15 protein-coding genes are annotated in these 18,128 nt (G+C 50.6%); all 15 read left to right on the top strand.

Annotation, left to right across the window (positions count from 1 at the left end; all coding sequences use genetic code 11):
* Positions 1–1,176: tRNA (N6-isopentenyl adenosine(37)-C2)-methylthiotransferase MiaB (gene miaB / locus GF409_04020; protein MBD3426384.1), on the top strand; the 1,176-nt coding region annotated here is incomplete at its 5' end.
* 203 nt (positions 1,177–1,379) lie between these two features.
* Positions 1,380–2,294 carry a tRNA (adenosine(37)-N6)-dimethylallyltransferase MiaA gene (gene miaA, locus GF409_04015; protein MBD3426383.1) on the top strand — a complete coding sequence of 305 codons (915 nt, stop codon included), beginning with the start codon at positions 1,380–1,382 and terminating at the stop codon, positions 2,292–2,294.
* Positions 2,291–3,583: a GTPase HflX gene (hflX, locus tag GF409_04010; protein ID MBD3426382.1), complete on the top strand. Its 1,293-nt coding sequence runs from the start codon at positions 2,291–2,293 to the stop codon at positions 3,581–3,583. Before miaA ends, hflX begins: the two co-directional genes overlap by 4 nt.
* A gap of 108 nt (positions 3,584–3,691) precedes the next feature.
* Complete coding sequence (gene hrcA / locus GF409_04005) at positions 3,692–4,762, top strand: heat-inducible transcription repressor HrcA (protein ID MBD3426381.1); 1,071 nt, start codon at positions 3,692–3,694, stop codon at positions 4,760–4,762.
* Between the two features lie 10 nt (positions 4,763–4,772).
* Positions 4,773–5,297 (top strand): nucleotide exchange factor GrpE, encoded by a 525-nt coding sequence (gene grpE, locus GF409_04000; protein MBD3426380.1) that lies wholly within the window; start codon positions 4,773–4,775, stop codon positions 5,295–5,297.
* A gap of 32 nt (positions 5,298–5,329) precedes the next feature.
* The gene (gene dnaK, locus GF409_03995; GenBank protein ID MBD3426379.1) at positions 5,330–7,258 is read left to right on the top strand and encodes a molecular chaperone DnaK; all 1,929 of its coding nucleotides are present in this window, start codon (positions 5,330–5,332) and stop codon (positions 7,256–7,258) included.
* Between the two features lie 27 nt (positions 7,259–7,285).
* Positions 7,286–8,407 carry a molecular chaperone DnaJ gene (dnaJ, locus tag GF409_03990; GenBank protein MBD3426378.1) on the top strand — a complete coding sequence of 374 codons (1,122 nt, stop codon included), beginning with the start codon at positions 7,286–7,288 and terminating at the stop codon, positions 8,405–8,407.
* Between the two features lie 16 nt (positions 8,408–8,423).
* On the top strand, positions 8,424–8,681 hold the full coding sequence (locus GF409_03985; protein ID MBD3426377.1) for a zinc ribbon domain-containing protein: 258 nt from the start codon (positions 8,424–8,426) through the stop codon (positions 8,679–8,681).
* A 21-nt stretch (positions 8,682–8,702) separates the two neighbouring features.
* Complete coding sequence (locus tag GF409_03980) at positions 8,703–9,086, top strand: hypothetical protein (protein MBD3426376.1); 384 nt, start codon at positions 8,703–8,705, stop codon at positions 9,084–9,086.
* Positions 9,074–10,378, top strand: a complete 1,305-nt coding sequence (locus tag GF409_03975) for a DUF1015 family protein (protein ID MBD3426375.1) — start codon at positions 9,074–9,076, stop codon at positions 10,376–10,378. The genes GF409_03980 and GF409_03975 overlap by 13 nt, the downstream gene beginning before the upstream one ends.
* A gap of 13 nt (positions 10,379–10,391) precedes the next feature.
* Positions 10,392–11,252, top strand: coding sequence for an acetyl-CoA carboxylase carboxyltransferase subunit beta (locus tag GF409_03970; protein MBD3426374.1), 861 nt, complete (start codon positions 10,392–10,394; stop codon positions 11,250–11,252).
* A gap of 72 nt (positions 11,253–11,324) precedes the next feature.
* Complete coding sequence (gene ugpC, locus GF409_03965; GenBank protein MBD3426373.1) at positions 11,325–12,428, top strand: sn-glycerol-3-phosphate ABC transporter ATP-binding protein UgpC; 1,104 nt, start codon at positions 11,325–11,327, stop codon at positions 12,426–12,428.
* A gap of 8 nt (positions 12,429–12,436) precedes the next feature.
* A complete protein-coding gene (locus GF409_03960; protein ID MBD3426372.1) occupies positions 12,437–13,879 on the top strand; it encodes a diguanylate cyclase in 1,443 nt (480 codons plus the stop codon).
* Positions 13,867–15,249, top strand: a complete 1,383-nt coding sequence (locus GF409_03955) for a diguanylate cyclase (protein MBD3426371.1) — start codon at positions 13,867–13,869, stop codon at positions 15,247–15,249. The genes GF409_03960 and GF409_03955 overlap by 13 nt, the downstream gene beginning before the upstream one ends.
* 25 nt (positions 15,250–15,274) lie before the next feature.
* Positions 15,275–18,061, top strand: coding sequence for an LPS assembly protein LptD (gene lptD, locus GF409_03950; GenBank protein ID MBD3426370.1), 2,787 nt, complete (start codon positions 15,275–15,277; stop codon positions 18,059–18,061).
* The last annotated feature ends 67 nt before the right edge of the window (positions 18,062–18,128 follow it).

Below are 18,128 nucleotides of genomic sequence, written 5' to 3'. Positions count from 1 at the left end.
GAGGACAGGGTAACAGGACAGATCCAGAAGCTAAAAGCCAGGCGGAAAAAAGATCCGGAGCTGCGGGTAGGAGTTCTCGGATGTATGGCCCAGAGGCATGGCGAGATGCTTTTCAAGGAATTTCCCCAGATCGATATCGTCGTCGGGCCGAGTAATATCTACGATATTCCTGATCTATTGGAGAAGACGAAAAGTTCCGAAAAGCTTCTGGCGGTCGACAGGAAAAGACGGCCCGGAAAAAAGAACCTGCCCGGTTACAGGACCGGAACATTCTCCGCTTTCGTGAACATCATGTACGGCTGTAATAATTTTTGTTCGTACTGCATAGTTCCTCATGTAAGAGGGCGTGAGGTTTCGCGTCCAAAGGGGGATATAGTGAAGGAAATAAAAACCCTTGCCGATGAAGGGTTCAAAGAAGTGACGCTTTTAGGGCAGAACGTGAACTCATACGGGAAAGGGCTGACAAATAAGATCTCATTTCCAAAACTTCTGGAAGAGATCAATAAAATTAACGGTATCGAAAGGATACGCTTTACCACAAGCCATCCCAAGGATGCCAGAAAAGACCTTTTCAGGGCCATGAGGGACCTGGAAAAGGTTTGCGAACATATACACCTGCCACTCCAGTCCGGTTCGGACAAGATACTTGATCTGATGAATAGGAAATACACTTACGCCGATTATCGTAAAAAGATAGATTTATTAAGGGAAATGATCCCCCCTGCCGGCCTGAGCACGGACATGATAGTTGGCTTTCCGTCCGAAAAGGAAAGCGATTTCAAGGCAACGTATCGTGCTATGGAAGAGATAGGATATAATTCGGCCTTTATTTTCAAGTATTCGCTAAGGCCGCCGGCCGTTTCTTCCTGTCTGGTGGACGATGTTGACGACGAGACCAAAAGGGCCAGGAATAAAGAGCTTCTGGATCTGCAGAAAAAGATCTCGCACGCCAAGAACAAGGAAATGATAGGGACTGAGCAGGAAGTGCTCGTTGTGGGCAAGAGCCGCATGTCTGATAAAGAGTTCATGGGGCGCACACGAGATAACACTCCGTGTGTTTTTCCTTGGGAAGAAGACCTGAACGGACAATTGGTGTGGGTTAAGGTCAAGTCCACCAGTCCCACAACACTTAAAGGCAAGGTCGTGCAGACCGAGAAGCGGAGGATACAACAGTAAAGCGGATTGGCAAGGAGCGGGGCTTGTGATCTTTATAATGACAGATCTATACCTGATCGGCGGAGAATTAGCGTTAGTCTATTCAGGGCTGGAGGCAACTGCCGCATGTCCGAAAAAGGGGATGCCGGTTTTATCGGCAGCCTTTTCAGTCTAGCTCGATTCGGTGAACTCTCATATCTGAAAGGTGCACTGGCAGAAAGTAAATGGATAAGGTCATATTCATCGTAGGAGCCACTTCTTCCGGTAAAAGCGAAGTAGCCACGGCTCTGGCCGAAAAAAAATCTGGCGAAATAATATCGAGCGATTCCATGCAGGTCTACCGCGGTATGGACATAATAAGTCAGGCGCCCGGCAAGGAACTGACCTCGCGCGTGCCGCACCATCTTGTGAGGATACTCCCCCCGGAAGAGGATTTTAATTGCGCACGGTTCTGCGAAAAAGCGCGCGAGGCGATCCGGGACATAATGTCACGGGGACGTCTTCCCGTTATTGCCGGGGGCACCGGACTTTATATCAAGGCGCTCCTTGACGGTATTTTCCCGTCCCCGCCCAAAGACGAAGTTCTGAGAAGGCGTTTGCGCATGATAGCACGCGATAAGGGCAACGAATACCTCTATAGGGAGCTCGAGAGAATAGACCCGGTAACGGCCGGGAAACTCCACCCCAATGACCTTCGCCGGGTGATACGCGCTATCGAGGTCTACGAGCTTACCGGCAGCACCATGAACGAAAAGAAAAGTTCCTCGGAGGGGATAGCCTCTGAACATGATTGCCTCTTGTTCGGTCTTGAACTTCCCCGCAAGGTCATTTACGGGAGGATCAACGTCAGGGTCGAGAGAATGTTCCGGGAGGGGCTCGCCGAGGAGGTCAGGGAGCTTAAAAAAAGGCAGCTCAGCCTGACGGCAGAGAAAGCCCTGGGGATCAAGGAGCTGGGCGCTTTCCTGGAAGGCGGGTTGAGTCTCGAAAAAGCCGGGGAAGAGCTCAAGAAGAACACCAGGCGCTACGCGAAAAGGCAGCTCACCTGGTTCAGGAAGGACCGAAGGATAAATTGGATAGACGCACAGAGGCCCGTAGAGGAAATAGTTGGGGACATAAAGCAAAGAATGGATCAAAGATGACGGTAAAGACACTTTCGACAGCCCGTAAAAAAGAAAAGGCGGTAGTGGTGACCGTTGAGAGGATCGGCAGGGAGGCATGGTCGCTCGAGGACAGGGTAAAAGAACTTGAGAATCTTACTTCCTCCTGCGGAGTTGATATAGTTGCCAGCGAGGTCTGTCGCAGGAAGGTCCTTACGTCGAATCTGCTGATAGGCAAGGGTAAGGCCGAAGAGTTGGCCATGATGGTGGAGGAGGAAGGCGCGGATGTGGTTATTTTCAGTAATGACCTTTCGCCTTCGCAGCAGAAGAACCTTGAGGAAGTCCTCAAGGTCAAGATCATAGACAGGACCCAGCTGATACTGGATATTTTCGCGCACAGGGCGACTTCTAAAGAGGGAAAGGTGCAGGTGGAACTTGCCCAGCTCAGCTACCTCCTGCCCAGGCTCTCCCGCATGTGGCTGCACCTTTCAAGGCAGAGGGGTACATCCGGGGGCATAGGTATGCGCGGGCCCGGAGAGCAGCAGCTTGAGGTCGACAGGAGACGGGTCCGTGAACGCATAGGCAAGCTGAAAAGAACGCTAGATGATATCACCCGGCAACGCGAGCTGAGAAGAACGCAGAGAGAGAAGTATTCCATGCTGACGGCCGCGCTAGTGGGTTACACAAATTCGGGTAAGTCCACGCTGTTCAACGCTCTTACTTCATCGCGGGTCAGGGCCAGGGACCAGCTTTTCAGCACGCTTGACCCTACGATCAGGAAAATGGTCCTTCCGAACAAACAGACCGTTCTTATTTCCGATACGGTGGGGTTTCTTCATGACCTTCCGCATCACCTTATAGAGAGCTTCAAAGCGACCCTCGAGGAAGTTGTGGGCGCCGATATACTTTTCCATGTGATGGATATAAGCGACGAGAAGATAGACCTCAAAAAAAGCGCGGTGTTCGAGGTTCTTGAAGATCTGGGGGTTAAGGATAAGCCCGTGGTGACCATACTCAACAAGGCCGATAAGCTCCCTAGCGATCTGGAAAAGACCAGGATAAGCCGCAAGTTCGATGATCCGCTCGTCATATCTGCCCTTACGGGGCAGGGCGTTGACGAGGTCACGGACAGGATAGTCCAGCTCACTCAGAAGGACATGGAGGATATAGAACTGCTCGTACCCCACAAGTACTTTGATCTTGTCAAGGCCATACGCGAGAACGGAACTATACGAAGCGAAAAATATACGAATAAAGGTCTATTCATCACGGCCCGGGTTCCCAGAAGCGTCAAATACGCGATTTTCAAGCGCCTCAAGCAAAAAAGGTGAGATTCCTCTTTAACCCCTCTTGACAAACCTGCTGGATTTGATATAATTTAGCACTCGAAGTTAAAGACTGCTAAAACGAAAAATTAAGCGGTTATTAATTTAAATATCATGGCAAATAATATTTATAAAGACAAAGAGGGCAGAAAGACCCTTGTCTTGGGGCATATAGTCCATGAATATGTATCCAAGGCCGCTCCGGTCAGTTCAATGACGGTCTCCCGCAGAATGGGGGGAGGTCTTTCCAGTGCGACCATACGCAACATCATGGCCGAACTTGAGGAAGAAGGGTATATCGAGCAGCCGCATACTTCCGCCGGCAGGATACCCACGCAGCTGGGATACAGAAGATATGTGGATATCGTCAGGGACAATATCTCTCAGCAGAGGAAAGAGGCCGAGCGCCTGGCCGCAGAATATGACCGTAGGATAACCACCATCAAGGAAGTTATCCGCAGGACCAGCTATCTTATAAGCCGGGAACTGCATAACGCCGGGGTGGCTATATGGCCCAGCATCGAAGATTATTACCTCAAGCATTTCGAACTTGTCAAGGTGAAGGCAGAGAGCGTTCTGGCCATACTCGTTACGATGACCAATGACGTCAAGAACCATATAGTCAAACTTGACAGGGAGATGAAAAAAACGGAACTCGAAAAAATATCCAATTACATAAATTCCAGGTATGTTACCGAACCGATCTCGGTGATATATGAGGACCTTAAACGTGGTAGAGCTGCAAACCATGCCCCCGAAAGCTCGAGGAAAGAGACATTCGACGTGGCCAGGACCGCGCTCGGCATAATAGACGCGATAATAGACGAGAATATAGAAGAGCAGATATACTGGGAAGGGCTGGATCATTTCATGGAAGGTCCGGAATCCAGGGATGCGGATATAACACGCAACATACTCCAGATATTCAGCGATAAAAGGGACCTGGTGAACATGATGAGGAGGGAACTTCCTTATCGGGGTCTCAAGGTTTATATAGGCGAGGAGAACGATTCGCGGATGCTGAAAAGCTGCAGTGTGATAACATGCGGCTATTCGATGCGTGGCAGAACGATAGGCCGTATAGGGGTGATCGGTCCCACCCGGATGGATTACGATCACGCCCTTCGCACGGTCAGCTGTCTGTCTTATCTTATCAGCGAAAAACTGAAGAAAATGGACGATTAGGGGATGGAAGATGAAGCACAAAAAAGAGCCCGGAAAAGAACAGGGTGATGAAATGGTCGAGGTTCCCCGGGGGGAGCTTGACCAGCTGCTAGAGAAAGCTAAAGAACGCGATATTTTCGAGGCGAAGTGGCTCAAGGTCCATGCCGAGTACGAGAATACGCGCAAAAGACTGGAGAAGGAGAAGACGAACTTCGTTAAATTCGCCAATGAAGGCATCGTTTCACAGCTTTTCCCCATCGTCGATAATTTCGACATGGCGCTTGATGCCATGGAAAAGGCAAAGGACAAGACCGCTGTCATGGACGGGATAAGGCTGGTCCAGAAAGAGTTCCACAGGATACTCGAGGAGAACGGAGTGGAAAGGATTCAGACAAAAGGCAAGAAGTTCGACCCCAATGTTCATGAAGCCGTTGCCACCGCGGAGACGGACGATTATCCGGAGGATGAGATCATAGACGAGGTCCGTGCCGGGTATCTTCTCAACGGAAGGCTTTTAAGGCCGGCTCAGGTAATAGTAGTTAAAAATACGGGATAATACCAGACAACTTGAAGTGAAGGAGGAGAAAAATGGGTAAAGTCATTGGGATAGATCTAGGGACGACCAATTCCTGCGTTGCAGTGATGGAAGGTAAGGAACCCAAGGTCATACAGAACGCCGAAGGTTCAAGGACGACCCCGAGCGTCGTCGCTTTTACCAAGTCCGGCGAAAAGCTCGTGGGCCAGCCCGCCAAACGCCAGGCGGTGACAAATTCGGATAACACGATATTCAGCATAAAACGTTTCATGGGGCGCAAGCATTCAGAGGTCGCTGAGGAGGAGAAACTGGTTCCTTACAAGGTGGACGAGGATGACAAGGGCAATGTCGTGGTGCTGGCGCATGATAAGAAATACACGCCGCCACAGATATCCGCGATGGTTCTGCAGAAAATGAAGCAGACCGCCGAGGATTATCTTGGTGAAAAGGTCGACGAAGCAGTGATAACCGTGCCGGCGTATTTTAACGATTCACAACGCCAGGCCACTAAGGATGCCGGTGAGATAGCGGGGCTGAAGGTCCTCAGAATAATAAACGAGCCGACAGCTGCAAGCCTCGCATACGGATTGGACAGGAAAAAGAACGAGAAAATAGCCATATTCGACCTTGGAGGCGGCACTTTCGACATATCCATACTCGACGTCGGCGAAGGGGTCTTCGAGGTAAAGGCGACCAACGGTGATACCCACCTTGGCGGGGACAATTTCGACCAGAAGGTCATAGACTGGATAGCCGAAGAGTTCAAGAAGGAGAACGGCATAGACCTGCGGCAGGACAAGATGGCCCTGCAGAGGCTCAAGGAAGCCGCCGAGAAAGCCAAGTGCGAACTTTCGACCAACCAGCAGACGGAGATAAACCTTCCGTTCGTCACTGCGGATGCCACTGGTCCTAAGCACCTTACAATGACACTTACAAGGTCCAAACTTGAACAGCTTGTGGACGGCCTTGTCGAAAGGACGAAACAGCCCTGTTATAAGGCCCTGAAAGATTCGGGGTATTCGGCCAGCGATATAGATGAGGTGATTCTGGTCGGCGGTCAGACACGCATGCCCAAGGTACAGGAAGTGGTAAAGGAGATATTCGGAAAAGAGCCGCACAAAGGCGTTAACCCGGATGAAGTGGTCGCTATCGGGGCTGCCATACAGGGCGGCGTCCTGAGCGGCGAGGAAGGCCTTTCGGACGTGGTGCTACTTGACGTGACGCCGCTTTCGCTCGGGATAGAGACCCTGGGCGGGGTGATGACCAAGCTGATCGAGAAGAACACCACGATACCAACTAAGAAAAGCCAGATATTCTCCACGGCCGCGGATAACCAGCCAGCCGTTTCCATACACGTGCTTCAGGGAGAGCGTGAAATGGCAAGCGATAACCGTACTCTCGGCCGTTTCGATCTGGTAGGGATACCACCGGCGCCCAGGGGCGTGCCGCAGATCGAAGTGACCTTTGACATTGATGCCAATGGTATCGTTCATGTCTCGGCGAAGGACAAGGCCACAGGAAAGGAACAGTCCATTCGCATCGAGTCCTCCAGTGGTCTCTCCAAGGAAGAGATAGAGAAGATGAAGCAGGAGGCCAAGGAGCACGAGGAGGAGGACAAGAAAAAGAAGGAGATGATCGAGACGAAGAACCAGCTTGACTCCTTCGTGTATTCCACGGAAAAAGCGGTAAAGGATTATGGCGAGAAGGTCTCGGACGATGAAAAGAAAAAGATACAGGATGCCGTTGAGGCTGCAAAAAAGGCCCTGGAGGGGGAGGATATCGACGCCATGAAAAAGGCGCAGGAGGATCTTCAGAAGGCGAGCCATAAACTGTCCGAAGAGATCTACAAGGAAGCCCAGGCCAAGGCACAGCAGCAACAGGCCGGTGCCGGGCAGGAAGCCCAGCCCGGGGCTGAACAGAAGAAAGAAGAGGACGTTGTTGACGCCGATTACAAGGTAGATGAAGACAAGGAGAAAAAATAAGAGGCCGCATACGGCCGTTGATTAATTATGGGAGATTATTACCGTATCCTCGGCGTGGAGAGCACTGCCACGGCCGAGGAGATAAAGAAAGCATACAGGAAACTCGCTGTTAAATACCATCCGGACAAGAACCCGGGTAACAAAGAGGCCGAGGAGAAGTTCAAGGAGATATCTCACGCTTACGAGATACTCAGTAACGGCCAGAAACGCGCCCAGTATGACCAGTTCGGTGAAGCAGCTTTCCAGCAGGGCGGCGGATACGGGGGGTTCGGGTTCCATGACCCTTCGGATATATTCCGTGAGGTCTTCGGCGGGAGTTTCGGGGATATCTTTGACGGGATGTTCGGGTTCGGCGGTTCCAGGCGCAGAGGTCCCAGGAAAGGCAGGAGCCTTCAGGCTACCGTGACCCTTGATTTTTTTGAAGCTGCCAAAGGCGTGACGAAGAATATCAGGGTAAGAAGGCATGAGGTCTGTTCTTCATGCAACGGATCCAGGGCCGAACCCGGTACGGAAAGTAAAACCTGCCAGCGTTGCGGCGGCACCGGGCATGTGAGCCAGTCCGGAGGGTTTTTCAGTATTTCCAGGACGTGCGAAGCCTGCGGCGGGGAAGGGCGGATCATCGAGAAGCCCTGCCGTGATTGCGGCGGTCTGGGCAGGAAAGATGTCATTAAGAACATTGAGGTGAAAGTTCCCGCCGGTGTCGATGACGGTATGCGGCTCAGGCTTTCGGGTGAAGGCGACCCGGGCATATCAGGCGGCCCCAGCGGAGACCTTTTCGTGTCCATAAGGGTCAGGGAGGACAGGTTCTTCTCAAGAAAGAACGATGACCTGTTATGTGTTCTTCCGGTGTCCTATACCCAGCTTGTTTTCGGTGATGATGTCAAGGTCCCCGGTCTGGACGGGGAGGTAGATCTGTCGATACCCGAAGGCACACAGAGCGGAAGAGTTTTCAGGATCCGGGGTAAAGGGATCAAACGCCTGGACGGGCGTGGCCGGGGCGATCAGCTAGTAAAGGTCATGGTGGAAATACCTAAGAACCTTAATGCCCGGCAGAAAAAAATACTCAGGGATTTCGAACAGAGCATGGGCGGTAAAAAAGCAACCGGCGGTAAGAACATACTGGCCAAGGTCAAGGAGTTCCTGAGTTAAATACAAGGGGAGTGAAATGCCTACTTACGATTACGTGTGCGCCGATTGCGGCAACAGGTTCGAGCTGTTCCAGAGCATGAAGGATGATCCGCTCAAGGATTGTCCCAAATGCAAGGGTCACCTCAAGCGCCTGATCGGGACCGGAGCGGGTATCATCTTCAAGGGAAAAGGCTTTTATCAGACGGATTACAAGTCTGCCTGTCCCGCCGGGGGTGAGAAGCCTTCCTCCTGTGAAGGTTCCTGCGGCTGTCCCAATAAAGACTCTTCTGATTAATTCCCTATTACGGAGGTTGACATGCTTGATTGGCTTAAGGAAGAGAACAAGTTCTTCGCCTGGTTGCCTACGCTTATGTGGGGCACGGTGATACTGGTTTTTTCGGTACTGCCCTACAGGTCACTGCCGGCTATAACCGTTGGTTATTTCGATAAGATCGCTCATTTTTTCGAATATACCGTGCTTTCCGTCCTTATTGCCCGGGGCCTTTACCGGTCAGGAAGGAGTTTTTCCACCAAAAATATCTTATTAACGTTGATATTGGGCGGCGTATATGGTATTTTAATGGAACTGGTCCAGCGGTATGTTCCCGGCAGGGACGCTAACCCAGGGGACCTTGCCGCCAATATAGGCGGTATAGTTTTCGGTATCTTATTAGGAAAGTTGGTACTATGGCAGAAATAAGACCTTTCAGGGGGCTTCTTTACAGCCAAAAGAAAATAGAGGGTGATTATTCCGGTGTGGTCGCCCCGCCTTATGATGTTATCTCTCCCGGGGAACGCGATCAGTTGTATGAAAAAAGCCCTTATAATATTATCCGCCTTATACTCGGCAAGGCATCCGGGGAGGACGACGCCCGGGATAATAAATACACACGTGCCAAGGAATATCTTGAACAGTGGCAGCAGGAGGGGATACTTGCTGCCGATGATACCGATTCCTTTTACGTGTATCTGCAGGAATACGAATACCGGGGCATCCGCTGCAGCAGGCTGGGTTTCATCGGCCTGATGAAGATCGGCGAAACCGGGTCGGATGAGCTGCTTCCGCACGAGAACACTCTGGCGAAGCCCAAAGAAGACAGGATGAACCTGATAAAACAGGTCGAAAGCAACCTGAGCCCCATATTCAGTCTTTACAATGATTCTGAGGGGAAAATTAAGAATGTGCTGGAGTCGGCGACCCGGGAGTCCGAACCGATCATAGACATAACTGTTTCCGGAGTGAGACACGCTCTCTGGAAACTCTCCGGAAGCGAGGAGATCCGGAAAATAGTTGACTGGATGGTCGGCAAGAACCTGTTCATAGCCGACGGACACCACAGATATGAAGTGGCCAAGATGTACCGTGACATGCGCAGGCAGGAAGATGATTATGACGGCAGCGCCGATTATGTAATGATGTACTTCACGGATATGGCCGATCCGGAAAACCTCACTGTCATGGCGACGCACAGGGCGGTCAAGGAAATGCCGGTCTCCGACGATGAGGAACTTTCGGGGAAGCTTAAAGAGTATTTTACCGTCACAGGGTTTTCCACGCTTAGTGAGCTCATGGACTCCCTCGAACGGGAAAGCCGCGATGGGCAGGCTTTCGGGTATTACGGCGGCGGAGAATATCTCTTAATGAAGTCCAGCGACAGGAAGGCGCTCCTTGATCTTATAGAAGAGGAGAAGACCGGGGACTGGAAAAGCCTGGACGTAAGCATCCTCCATTCGGCTGTTTTCGAGAAAATACTAGGGGTGAGCGCCAAAGAGGGCAACATAACTTACGTCAAGATGCCGGAGGAGGCAGGTAAACTTGTCGACGCGGGCAGTCACGACGCGGCTTTTTTCCTTAATCCCACGAGAGTGGAACAGCTCAAATCAGTGGCCGAGCACAGAGAGATGATGCCGCAAAAATCCACTTATTTTTATCCGAAACTTCTTACGGGACTGGTCATAAACAAGTTCGAGCAGTTGAAGGTTACAACATAAAAGGCAGTCAATCATGGCTTTTTTCTCCAAAAAACCCATATTCGGCAGAGCTCGAAAAAAAGATATCCCCGGGGGATTGTGGACGAAGTGCCCCGAGTGCGGTGAGATGCTTTACAACAAGACGCTCAAGGATAACCTTGAGGTTTGTCCCAAATGCGATTACCATTTCCGGATGGGCGCGCATGAGAGGATACAGAGCATGGTCGACACGGGTTCCTTCCAGGAGATCTGCAAGGGGATGACGAGCAAGGATCCCCTCAAGTTCAAGGGGCCCAGCGATTATCCAACAAAGATCAAGAAAGACCAGAAAACGACCGGTCTTAAGGACGCGGCAGTGGTCGGCGAGGCAAAGATAAACGGAAGACGCGTCGCTCTCGGGGCTACCGATTCCCGTTTTATCATGGGTTCCATGGGTTCGGTCGTGGGGGAGAAGATAACAAGGATCATAGAACATGCCCAGAAGGAAAGGATCCCTCTTGTGATCGTTTCCGGTTCGGGCGGGGGAGCTAGGATGTACGAGGGGATGCTCTCCCTGATGCAGATGGCTAAAACCAGTGCTGCGCTGGATAAACTTAACAGAAGCGGCGGCCTTTTTATCTCCGTGCTCACCAATCCCACTATGGCGGGTGTCATGGCCAGTTTCGCTTCGTTGGGCGATATCATAATAGCCGAACCCAAGGCGCTTATCGGTTTTACCGGTCCCAGGGTCATCCAGCAGACCATTAAACAGGAACTGCCCGAAGGGTTCCAAAGTTCGGAATTTCTCTTGGAACACGGCCTTATCGATCGTATAGTCCACAGAAGGGATATGAGGGAGACACTTACCAAACTGTTCGATTACCTGAGCATGGATCCGGAGAAGGCTCAGGCTTGACATTTGAACTCAGATATTGTATATAAAGATAACACTTTTCTTTAATATTATATACCAGTCAAAGGTGGTGAAATGGCTCAAGTCAGTTTAAGGAATGTCAGCAAGGTTTTTCCGGGAGGAGTACTCGCGGTAAATAACGTGAATTTCGGTGTTGAGAACAAGGAATTCGTTGTTCTGGTCGGTCCTTCCGGTTGTGGTAAATCGACCACTTTGAGGTTGATCGCCGGTCTTGAAGATACCTCCGAAGGCGACATTTTCATCGGTAACAGAAGGGTCAACCATATCCCGCCCAAGGACAGGGATATAGCCATGGTCTTCCAGAACTATGCGCTTTATCCGCATATGACCGTTTACGAAAACATGGCTTTCGGCCTCAAGCTCAAGAAATATCCCAAGGATGAGATCGATTCGCGCGTAAAGGAATCGGCGGGCATACTTGGTCTTGAGAAACTTCTTAACCGTAGACCCAAGGAACTTTCCGGCGGACAGCGCCAGCGTGTCGCGGTAGGCCGGGCGATAGTTCGTAAGCCCATGGTCTTTCTGTTTGACGAACCTCTCAGCAACCTTGACGCCAAGCTGAGAGTGCAGATGAGGATGGAACTCCACCGCCTGCATATCAGGCTCCAGGCCACGATGGTCTATGTCACGCACGACCAGACCGAGGCGATGACCCTGGGTGACAGGATAGTCGTCATGAAGGACGGGGTTATCCAGCAGATAGACACTCCCACGAACGTATACAATCAGCCGGTCAACAAGTTCGTAGCTAGTTTCATCGGCGCGCCCCCGATGAATTTCCTCGAGGGGAAGATCATCAAAAAGGAAAGAAGGCTTTACTTTGACGAGGGTAATTTTCGCATAAGGATAGTCGAGGGCATGTACGATGCGCTTGAAGATTACATCGAAAAACGCGTTATCCTGGGGGTCAGGAGCGAGGATATCTACGACAAGCTCTTTGTTTCCGAAGCTCCTCCGGAGAACATAGTGACGATGACCTGTGAGGTTGTCGAACATCTCGGTTCGGAAGTGTACGTGCACCTTAATACCGGTAAACATATGCTTTCCGCAAGGATATCCGGGGATGCCAATCCCCAGATAAACCAGGACATGGATGTCGTCTTCGACATGGGCAAGATACACTTCTTCGACAAGGCGACCGAAAAAACAATTATCTAGGCTATTCAATGACTCCTTTTACGAAAAGGAACCTCCTTGTACCTGTTTCGGTCATCCTCTTTACGGGGCTGCTTTATTTGCTCATTGAGGTGGTCCCTGCCCTCAGGGGTTATATCCAGCACCTTGAATTCATTGTCCTGGGGATAATGATAATGATGAGCCTCGTGATAATGTTCTTCTGGGTCTCCACGGGGGTACTCGGGGGGCTTTCCTCTTTTCTCATAGCGATGATCTTCCTCTATAAACCTCTTACGGCGCTTAATCCCTATTATTACAGTGTGCTCATACTGGCTTTTTTCATCAACAGTTTCACCGGATATTATATCTCCAGGAAGATAAACGTTTCCAACCAGGGCTATACCGTCACCATGGAAAAGGTCCAGGAGGATATCAATCTCATAACCAACCACATGAACAGCCGCCGTGCTGAAGTTGCGGCTATGGCCGAAAAAGTGAACAGCCTCCTCGGGCTTAAGAACATCGCCGATAACCTCAGCTCATCACTCTCTGAAGATGAGATCGTCAAACTCACCGTTAAAAAGACGCTGGAGATGTTCGGGGGGGAGAAAGGCGAGAAAAGGGTGCTTCTGTACATGGTGGATGAAGCCCATAACGAGCTTAACCTTGCTTACGCCCTTAAAGGCAGAAAAAGGGCGCCTACTTCGATGAAGAAGGGGGGTATTTTCGACAGGTGGGTCATGAAGAACGTTAAAAGCCTGCTTGTGCGGGATATCGGGAAGGATTTCCGTTTCAGCGTTGAGAATGAGGAGGCTGAGGAGGATTTTATATCGCTTATCAGCAAGCCACTGATAATAGAAGGCAACGTAATGGGCCTTTTAAGGGTCGACAGTCCCGAGCAGTCCGCCTTCGGGCAGCACGAACTGAGGATACTCGACATCATCGGGGAGCTCGGAGCCGTAGCCATGGAGAACGCGCGGCTGTATCGCCAGACCGAGGAGCTGGCTATAAGAGACAGTCTTACCGGACTTTTTGTGCGCAGGTATTTTATGGAGCGCATGCAGGGGGAGCTCAAGAGGACGCTTCTGGGGAACAGGCAGCTTGCTCTTCTTATGATCGATATAGACGATTTCAAGGACTTTAACGACCAGCACGGACATATAGCGGGTGACGCCGTGCTCAAGAACATAGGGCGCATACTTCTCTCAAAAGCTTCCCCGGGAGACATAGTAGGCAGGTACGGAGGGGAGGAGTTCGTATTCCTTTCGCTCAATTCCGGCCGGGAAGAAGCCGAACAGCTGGCCGAAGATCTGCGCAGGGAAATAGAGAAAAAACCCATAGTTCTCAGAAGGGAAAAACAGTTCGTTACCGTTTCAATAGGAGTGGCGATGTTCCCAGAGGATGCCAAACTCAAGGATGATATAATCTGGGAAGCGGATAAACGGCTTTACGGGGCGAAAGCAAAAGGCAAGAACCAGGTATGTTCAAGATAAGGACGTCCATAATTAGCGGTATTAACTTCATGCTGATGCTGATCAGCTGGTTATGTTACAAGTATCCCCAGGGGGATGAGTATCTTGTTCTTTTCATGATCGGTCTCGTTTTCATGGTGGCGCCTTATTTTGTTACGCCGCTAGTGGTGGGTGCGCTTTTCCTCGCCAATCTCGTGTTTTTGCTGTTTTATCTGTTCATGGATATACTGAACCCGGTGGATGTCGCAGTGATGGCCGCTGTTTTTGCCGCGTGCGCGGGGACCAATTTCCTGGTCAAATGGCTTTATGACATTTTTCTTTCGTATCATGAATCCAACGTCAGGTCCGAAGAGCTGAGGTATAACAACATAGTCAATGAACTTGATGTTATAGACCGAAGGGGGAGGAAGATAGAGAACGAACTCAACCGCATGTCTCGCCTTTATGAAATAACCAAACAGCTGGCGCCAGCGCTCAAGTTCAAAGACCTTCATAACGCCCTTTTCGCGTTCCTGGGCGAGAACTTCCGTATAGAAGTGATGCATCTTCTTGTCTACAGCAAAGGCAAGTTCTCCAAAGGCATATCAAAGGATACAGGAGATGCCGATTATTACGAAAACGAGGAAAAAGTCCTTGATTATGAAGGAGTGTCCCGTATTTGCAGGGAAAGGGATAACAAGCCTTTTTTCATTGCACGCGAGGAAGATGGGGGGCTTTTCGATTCGCTCAACGTAAGGGAAGACACTTTTATGGCGTTCCCTCTTTTTTCGGGTGATGAGCTGGCGGCTGTCCTTGCCATCGAGGGCGCTTCCAAATCCAGTTACGGCAGGTTCCGCATACTTCTTCCGCAGATAGCACTTGAATACAGAAAAGTCGAACTTTACGAACAGGTACAGGAACTTTCCATAATCGACGGACTTACTGAGGTCTACCTGAGAAGATATCTGATGGACCGGCTCAAGGAAGAGGTGGACCGCGCGCAGAGGCTGGGGCTTTCTTTTTCCCTGGCCATGGTCGATGTTGACCATTTCAAGCAGTGCAACGACAGGCACGGTCATCTGGTAGGGGATGCGGTGCTTAAGAAGATAGCGGAAAAACTGAAAAGTTCGGTGAGGGAAGTTGACATGATAGCAAGGTATGGCGGGGAGGAATTCTGCGTGGTCCTGCCTGAGACCACGAAAGAACTGGCTTTAAGCGTTGCCGAGCGCTTACGTAAATCCGTTGAATCCAAAGAGATAAAAGCGTTCGATGAAAAGGTCAAAGTAACCGTAAGTATAGGTGTTTCGACCTATCCGGAGGATGGTGAGCAGGTCGAGTCACTGATAGAGAAAGCCGACACTGCGCTTTACAAGGCAAAAAGAGCTGGCCGTAACAGGGTATGCCAGGTATAATCATAAGAAATCCAAGGTGTTGTATATGACTAAGATGACAAAAGCACGAAAGATCGTTTCATTATTGTTGATGGTGGTGTTCTCCTTCAGCGTCACTCCTTCCGGTAGTGTCGCGCAGGCCCAGGACAGTGTCGAGTCTCTCCAGGAAGAGATGCGCAGAAAAGCCCGGGAAAGGGAAAAGGAAAGCAGGCGCATACAGAAGGTGTATCAGCTCCTGGAAAAGGGGCGCAAGGAAAGAGGCGAACATAAATACAGGGCCGCGCGCCGTTACGGAGAGAAAGCTCTTAAGGTCGATCCCGGCAACCCGCTCGCAAAAGCCTTCCTCGAACAGCTTGAGGTAGAGGAACGTGAATACGAGAAATACCAGGAGTATCTGGAAAGGAAACGCGAAGAAAAGAAACGTGCTGAAAAAGAAGCCCGTAGAAGGAAAAAAGAGGAAAAAGCCCTCAAGAAAAAGAAGCCAGAACCTAAAAAGGAAGAGATAGAAGAAGCCGCTCCTGTGCCGAGGCGGGTTGAACCCGCGAAGAAAGCGGAAGAAAAGGAGAAGCCCGCGGAAGCTCCGCGCGAAGAGGAAAAAGCCCCCGAAAAGGAAAGACCCGAACCCGCTGAATCGGTAAAGCCCGGAGAGGCGCAAAAGGATAAGCCCGCACCGGAAGCGCCCGGAGCTCGCGATGAAATGCCCCTGCCAGAGGGGGAGATAAGCAAGCACCTGAAAAAGGGGCAGCCGATCATAGTCGACGGCGACAAGGTCGAGTATTTCGAAGGGGAGGGCAGGATCGTAGCCGACGGGAACGTTTCGATCACTTACGGTGATGTTGTGCTTAAGTGCGATAATATAGAGGTCAACACAAGGACCCGTATAGCGCTTTGTGAGGGGAATGTCAGCATAAAACACCCAGAAGGTGTTCTCACCGGTGAACGGATACGGTATGATTTCAACAAAAAAGAAGGCGAGATAATCGGCGGGCAGCTGGATGCCTTTCCATGGTTCGGCCAGGCCGAACAGACCGGGAAGGTCGCCGAGAACGAATATCTCCTGCGAAAGGGGTTTGTTACGACCTGTGATCTGGATGAGCCCCATTACAGGATAGCTGCCGATGAGATACGCGTCTTCCCGGACGATAAGGTGATAGCCAAGAACGTGGTAGCCTATATAGGCAAAGTGCCGGTCATGTGGTTCCCTTATTATTACCATCCCATCATACAGACCCGCGCCAAGGTCCAGTTCATACCCGGCCTCAACAAGGACTGGGGCTATTTTCTGCTTTCCGCCTGGCGCTTCTATGTCAAGGGCAAAAGCAAGGTGGACCTGCTGCTTGACTACAGGACCAAGAAAGGGTTCGCCGAGGGGCTGGATTTTTACTACAACATGTCAGACTTTTCCCTGAAGGGTCTCGGTGAAGGTCTTTTCCGCGCTTATTTTGTGCACCAGAACGATTTCGGCACATATGAGAAAAGCGCTTTCCGTGACGGAGAGACCACCGAGGCGGAGCTCAGGAAAAGGTTCCAGTGGAAACACAGGATAGATTTTGAGCCTGAGACCGTGGGTGTGCTTGAGTTCAACAAGCTGAGCGACGAGTATTTCCTGAAGGATTATTACTACAACGAATATGAGCAGAACAACCGCATTCCGCCCAATTACGTGTCGGTGATATCCTCCAAACAAAATTATACCTTCAGTCTTCTTGCTAACAAGAGGTTCAACGATTTCTTCACCGTTACACAGAAATTGCCGGAGGTCAAACTTGATATACCGGACCAGCGTCTATGGAAAACACCTCTTTACTACAGGTCGGTCTGGAGCGCCACGGCTTTTGAAAAGGATTACGCTTTCCTGGCGCAGCCCACAGAAAAAACCGAAAGGCTGGACACGTATCACAAGTTCTCTTATGTGACCAAACTTGGTCCGGTCAACGTGACGCCCTTCGGTGAATTCCGTGGCACGCTTTATTCCAAGCGCAAAAATGATTCAGAAGGTGCTGCACGCATGATAATGTCCGCGGGTGTGGATGTATTCTCGCGTTTTCACCGTGTTTACGATTATCACACGGATGCCCTGGGGCTTGATATCAACGGGTTGCGGCATATAGTTGTACCGAAGATGACGTATTTTCACCGTTTTGATCCCACAATTGATAAGAACAAGCTTTTTCAGATGGATAGCATCGATGCGATCGACAAGGATAACGTCGTGAATCTGGGGCTTGAGAGCAAGCTGCAGACCAAGCGCAAGATCAACGGCCAGATGAAATCGGTTGATCTGTTGAGGTTCTTGACCAGCGTGGATTACCGCTTCAGGATGAAGAAGAAAAGTCTGGGACTGGAGGACGGCGGGGATTTCGAGGACCTGAAGTTCGATCTTGAACTCCGGCCCTACAGCTGGTTCTTTATACAGAACAAGCTGGAAATAACACCCCATTCGGAGTCCATAAAAAGCGCAAGCGTGGAGTTTTCCCTCAACCCGTTCGATTCTTTCGACATGGCTTTCGGATACCGATACGAACACATGGCACCGGTGCCTCGTAACCAGCTTACCTATGATATGAGCTACAGGTTCAATCCCAAATGGAAGGTCGGTCTCTACCAGAGATATGACCTGCAGGATAACAGCGTGGAGGAGCAGCAGCTTTCTGTCGTACGGGACCTGCATTGCTGGGAGGTTGAACTTGCTTACAACATCAAGGGCAGTAATTTTGTCGAAGATAATTTTACTTTCTGGCTGGCCTTCAAGATAAAGGCCTTCCCGGACTTACCCATAGGGCTTGACAGGTCTTTCGAGAAACGGCCCCCCGGGGAACTGCTCGGCCGGTAATAATCGATATAAACCCTTCTAAATAGTATTCTTACGCATCTCCGCCCGAATCTGTTGCGGTCAGGGG

Source organism: Candidatus Omnitrophota bacterium, from assembly GCA_014728045.1.
Taxonomy (GTDB): domain Bacteria; phylum Omnitrophota; class Gorgyraeia; order Tantalellales; family Tantalellaceae; genus WJMH01.
The sequence above is the reverse complement of the archived record's forward strand: the minus strand, read 5'-3'. Positions and strand labels throughout refer to the sequence as shown.